Source organism: Mesorhizobium sp. M7A.F.Ca.CA.004.06.1.1 (assembly GCF_003999135.1).
Taxonomy (GTDB): domain Bacteria; phylum Pseudomonadota; class Alphaproteobacteria; order Rhizobiales; family Rhizobiaceae; genus Mesorhizobium.
Map to the genome: position 1 here is coordinate 1 of NZ_RZPQ01000436.1, position 4960 is coordinate 4960.

The following is a 4960-nucleotide window of genomic DNA, read 5'->3' on the forward strand; positions in this document are numbered from 1 at the left end:
GCGCGACACCGAGCGATGTGGCGCCCGCCCCAAAGCCGGCGGCAGCACCAGTGCTGCGCGTCGCCGGGTTGAACAAGACCTATTCCAGCCACGGTCACGCACTGCGCGCCGTCAAGGATGTCTCGGTCGATTTGCGGCCCGGCGAGACGCTCGGGCTGGTCGGTGAGTCCGGCAGCGGCAAGACGACCTTCGCCAGGCTGCTGCTCGGCCTGGTACCGCCCGACGAAGGCGGCACCATCGAACTCGAGGACAAGGCGCTGGCGCCTCGGCTGGAGAACCGCAGCGACGACCAGATCAAGGCGATGCAGATCGTCTTCCAGAATCCGGATTCGGCTCTCAACCGCTCGCATTCGATTCGCCATCTGATCGGCCGGGCACTGAAGCGGCTGGCCGGCCTCTCCGGCAAAGCGCTGGAGTCGCGCCTCAATGACCTTGTCCGCTCGGTCCGGCTCACCGACCGCCATCTTGCCGTCAAGCCGCGCCAGCTCTCCGGCGGCCTGAAGCAGCGCGTCGCCATCGCGCGCGCCTTCGCCGGCGACCCGCGCATCGTGGTGTGCGACGAGCCGACCTCGGCGCTCGACGTCTCGGTGCAGGCTGCCATCCTCAATCTGCTCGCCGACCTGCAGTCGAAGGAAGACGTCAGCTACATCTTCATCTCGCACGACCTTGCCGTGGTGCGTTACCTCTCCGACAAGATCGCCGTGCTCTATCTCGGCCGCATCATGGAACTTGGGCCATCGGAAGACGTCTTTTCCGGACCGCATCACCCCTATACCGAGGCGCTTTTGTCGGCGGTGCCCAAACTCGACCAGACCGAGACGGCACGCATTCGTCTCGACGGCGAAATCCCCAGCGCCACCAATCCGCCTTCGGGCTGCGTGTTCCACACGCGCTGCCCGCGCAAGATCGGCCCGATCTGCGAACAGCAGGAGCCGCCACTCGGCGAGGCCCAGCCCGGCCATTCGATCCGCTGCCACATTCCTTACGCCGAACTGGCCAGGCTGCAGAGAGCGGTCGTGACCGAGCCGGCATAGCGCTCTCGCTCGCGTGGCTTGGCCGGTCAGATCTGGCCGGCCATGCTGAGAGCACGGTCACCTTCTGAAAAACCCTGCCCTTCGGCCCAGTCTCTGGCCAGCGTGCGCAGGCCTGTGAGCGCGACATCCAGAACATCCGAAGACACGGGATTCGAGGGATAGGCGAGGTAGATCGGCCGTTGGAATACCGGAGCGTTGTCGATGCGCCGCATCTCGCCGCGCTCGATATGACCGCTGACGGCACTGAGCGGCAGATAGGCGGCGGCCTGCTGCGACTGCACGTGCTGAAGCCCGATGAAGACCAGCCCGGCCGAAATCGCCGGCTTGACCATGCCGGCAAAGGCGCGGTCGTGCTCGATGCGGAACTCCAGCCCCCAGTCCATCAGGATATAGTTTTCGGTCCATGGCTTGGTCTGTGCGGCGTGCTGGACGAGCACGACCTGATCGACGGCCAGCGTCTCGTAGACAATGCCGGGATGCGGTCGCGGCAGATAGAGGATGCAGATGTCGAGCAGGCCTTCCGCCAGCTGGTCGATCGCCGAGTCCGGAAAGCTGCCCTCCAGCCGCAGCGCCACGTTCGGCCGCCTGGCGCGCATCCACTCGACCCATGGCGAGGTGATGCGGTCCCACAGATAGGCCGGCGCGGTCAGCCGCAGCAAGGTCTCGTAACCATCGGGAACGGCGATGTCCTGCCGCGATTGCTCCCAGGTGCGGGTGATCGACGAGGCATGCGGCAGGAACTGCCGGCCGGCCGGCGTCAGCGTGACGCCATCGCGGTCGCGCACGAAAAGCCGGCGGCCCAACTGCTCCTCCAGCCCCCTGATCCGCGCACTGACGGTGGACTGGGCGAGGTTGAGCCGGCTGGCCGCGACGGTGAAGCTGCCATGGGTGGCGACTTCGAGAAAGCTGCGCAGATTCTCAGTGTCCATGCCCACCTCCTGCATCGAAAATTTCGATGACTCCTATCAAAAAATATCGCTTTCCGGCGGCAGTCAACAATGAACTAGATGGCTGAACCCCAAGACAAGCGAGGAATCCAGCCATGCCCAAGCATTTCCGGATGATCGACAACGCTTGCAGAACACTCACTGCAATCGAAAATTCCGCTGTTGACGAATTGCTGGCCGGCAGGATGGACCGCCGTGACTTCCTGCGCCATGGCAGCGTGCTTGGGCTTTCCTTGCCGTTCCTGGGCAGCCTTGTCGCGGCCGCCGGCCTCGGCACCCAGCAGGCCCGCGCCGAGGGCAAGCCGGGCGGCACGGTGCGCGCCGGCGTGGCGACGCCGGGCGGCGCCATCGATCCCGTCACCTACTATGACAGCGGCAGCTACCAGCTGGTTTTCCAAACCGCCGAGTTTCTCTGCATCACGCAGCCGGACCTCACTTTGAAGCCTGTGCTGGCAGAGAGCTGGGCGCCGAACGAGGATGGCAGCGTGTGGACCTTCAAGCTGCGCAAGGGCGTGAAATTCCACAATGGCGAGGATTTCAAGGCCGACGACGTCGTCGCGACCTTCGACCGGCTGGCCGATCCCAACGGCGCTTCCAACGCGCTTTCGGTGTTCAAAGGCCTTCTTTCGAAGGGCGGCACCCGGAAGGTCGACGACCACACCGTCGCCTTCCATCTCGATGCGCCGAATGGCAGCTTTCCCTATTCAGTGTCGATCGACAATTACAACGCCGTCATCTTGCCGGCGAGCTACAAGGGCGATTACGAAAAGACGTTCGAAGGCACCGGACCGTTCCGGTTGGAAAGCTACACGCCAAAGGTCGGCGCGACCTTCATCCGCAACCCCGACTATTGGGGTGAGAAGGCGCTGCCCGACCGGCTCGAATTCAAGTTCTACGGCGATGTGCAGCCACGCATCCTGGCGCTGCAGGCCGGCGAGGTCGACATTCTCGATGCCGTCCCGCTCGATGTCAGCCAGGTCGTGCTGAACAGTCCTGATATCACCGTCTTGCGTGTCGCTTCGACCGCGCACCGCCAGTTGCACATGCGCTGCGACACCGGCCCCTTCACCGACAAGCGCGTGCGCCAGGCGCTGGCGCTGTGCATCGACCGCGCCAAGCTGGTCGACGGCTTGTGCCGCGGCATGGCGGCGACTGGCAATGACAGCCCGTTCGCGCCGGCCTTCCCGGCGACCGACAAGTCGGTGCCGCAACGCGTCCAGGACATCGCCAAGGCCAAGCAGTTGCTCGAGGCGGCGGGTCTCGCCGAAGGCTTCGACGTCACGCTGACCACGCTGCGCTATTCCGACATTCCGGGCTATGCGCAATTGTTCCAGAATTTCGCCAAGGAGATCGGTGCGCGCATCTCGCTCAACATCGAGGACCAGGACAAATATTACGGCAAAGCGGTGTTCGGCCAGTCGGACTGGCTGGACAGCCCGCTCGGCATCACCGACTACGCGCATCGCAGCGTGCCAAACATCTTCCTCAAGAGCCCGTTGGTCAGCGACGGCCCTTGGAACGCGGCGCATTTCAAGAGCCCGGCCTATGATGGCATGGTCACCAGCTATCTCAAGGCGCTCGATGCCGGCGCGCAGCGCGCTGCCGCCTCCGACATCCAGAAATTGCTGCTCGACGAGACGCCTGTCATCTTCAGCTATTTCCCCGATCTGCTGGTGCCGGTGCGCAAGAATGTCAGCGGCCTTCCGCCGATCGCGGCCGGCCTGCTGCTCGACCGCGTGTCGTTGAGCTGATCATGCCCCAACGCCCGATGACAAAAGAAACAAAACGGGAGACTACCATTCGCAAGCCCCATCTGCGCGGCCGTGGGCCGCATTTTCCACTGCTCGATAACATCGTGCAGTATGAATTCGAGCCGGGCTACATAGCCTTCACCATGCCGACGCAGAAGCGCCTGCGTGTGCAGGTGGGATCGATGACCGTGGCCGATACGACCAATGCCTTGGTGTTCTACGAATCCGATCACCTGCCGGTCTACTACTTCCCGATCGGCGACGTTCGCGAGGAATTCCTGCTGCCGAGCAAGACGACGACAGAGGACCCGTTCAAGGGCACAGCCACCCACTATTCACTCAACACCGGCATCACGCTGGTCGAGGACGCGGCCTGGCGCTATCTCGATCCGGTCAAGGGCTGTCCGCCGATATCCGACTACATGTCGTTCACCTGGAGTAAGATGGGACACTGGTTCGAGGAGGACGAGGAGATCTTCGTCCACGCCCGCGATCCGTTCCGCCGGGTCGACTGCCTGCCGTCGTCGCGGCGCGTGCAGGTCATTCTCGACGGCGAACAGGTCGCCGATTCACGCCGCGGCGTGTTCCTGTTCGAGACCGGCCATCCGGTGCGCCACTATCTGCCGATCGCCGACACGCGGCTCGATATGTTCGCGCCCAGCCGCTACATTTCGCGCTGTCCTTACAAGGGCATCTCCAACTATTATCACGTGACGACCAAGGCCAAGCGTCACGAGAACCTGGTCTGGTATTATCCCGAGCCGGTGCACGAGGCGGAGCGCATCAAGGGGCTGGTCTGCTTCCACCACGAACTGGTCGACAAGATCCTGGTCGATGGCGTCGAAATCCCGAAGGAAGCCACGGCCGCGTCGAGCGGTTATTTCTGAGTATCGACGCCGCTTGAGCCATTTGCGCGCGAGCGCTTGATCGAAGCACGGCTCAGCGCATACCCTCCCTGGGCCAGGGAGGGCACTCGATGGATCTTTTCAAACTGAACGGCGATGTCGCGCTGGTCACCGGCGCCGGCAGCGGCATCGGCCAGGCAATCGCGATCGGACTGGCCGAGGCAGGCGCCGACGTCGCCTGTTTCGGCCATGCATCGAAGGGTGGGCTGGACGAAACCGCGCACCGGATCACGGCGCTCGGCCGCAAAGCGCTGGTGCTGACCGGTACAGTGACATCGCAGAGCGATCTCGCGACGGCGATCGATCGCGTCGAGAGCGAACTC

The 4960-nt window shown here is 63.8% G+C and carries 5 protein-coding genes; 4 read left to right on the top strand and 1 reads right to left on the bottom strand.

The genetic code is table 11. From position 1 onward, the window contains the following. Positions 1-1034, top strand: a 1034-nt coding sequence (locus EN906_RS22700; protein ID WP_164777291.1) for an oligopeptide/dipeptide ABC transporter ATP-binding protein, incomplete at its 5' end; no start/stop codon positions are given. Positions 1035-1060: 26 nt separating this feature from the next. Here the strand turns inward: EN906_RS22700 and EN906_RS22705 are convergent. Next, positions 1061-1963 (bottom strand): LysR family transcriptional regulator, encoded by a 903-nt coding sequence (locus EN906_RS22705; protein ID WP_127270260.1) that lies wholly within the window; start codon positions 1961-1963, stop codon positions 1061-1063. Positions 1964-2076: 113 nt separating this feature from the next. Between EN906_RS22705 and EN906_RS22710 the strand changes: the two genes are divergently transcribed. The 3 genes from EN906_RS22710 to EN906_RS22720 form a co-directional block, all read left to right on the top strand. Beyond that, positions 2077-3732: an ABC transporter substrate-binding protein gene (locus tag EN906_RS22710; RefSeq protein WP_127270263.1), complete on the top strand. Its 1656-nt coding sequence runs from the start codon at positions 2077-2079 to the stop codon at positions 3730-3732. Further along, complete coding sequence (locus EN906_RS22715; RefSeq protein WP_164748763.1) at positions 3729-4619, top strand: DUF427 domain-containing protein; 891 nt, start codon at positions 3729-3731, stop codon at positions 4617-4619. Before EN906_RS22710 ends, EN906_RS22715 begins: the two co-directional genes overlap by 4 nt. A gap of 89 nt (positions 4620-4708) precedes the next feature. Next, the coding region (locus EN906_RS22720) for an SDR family NAD(P)-dependent oxidoreductase (RefSeq protein WP_127375387.1) at positions 4709-4960 on the top strand (252 nt) is incomplete at its 3' end.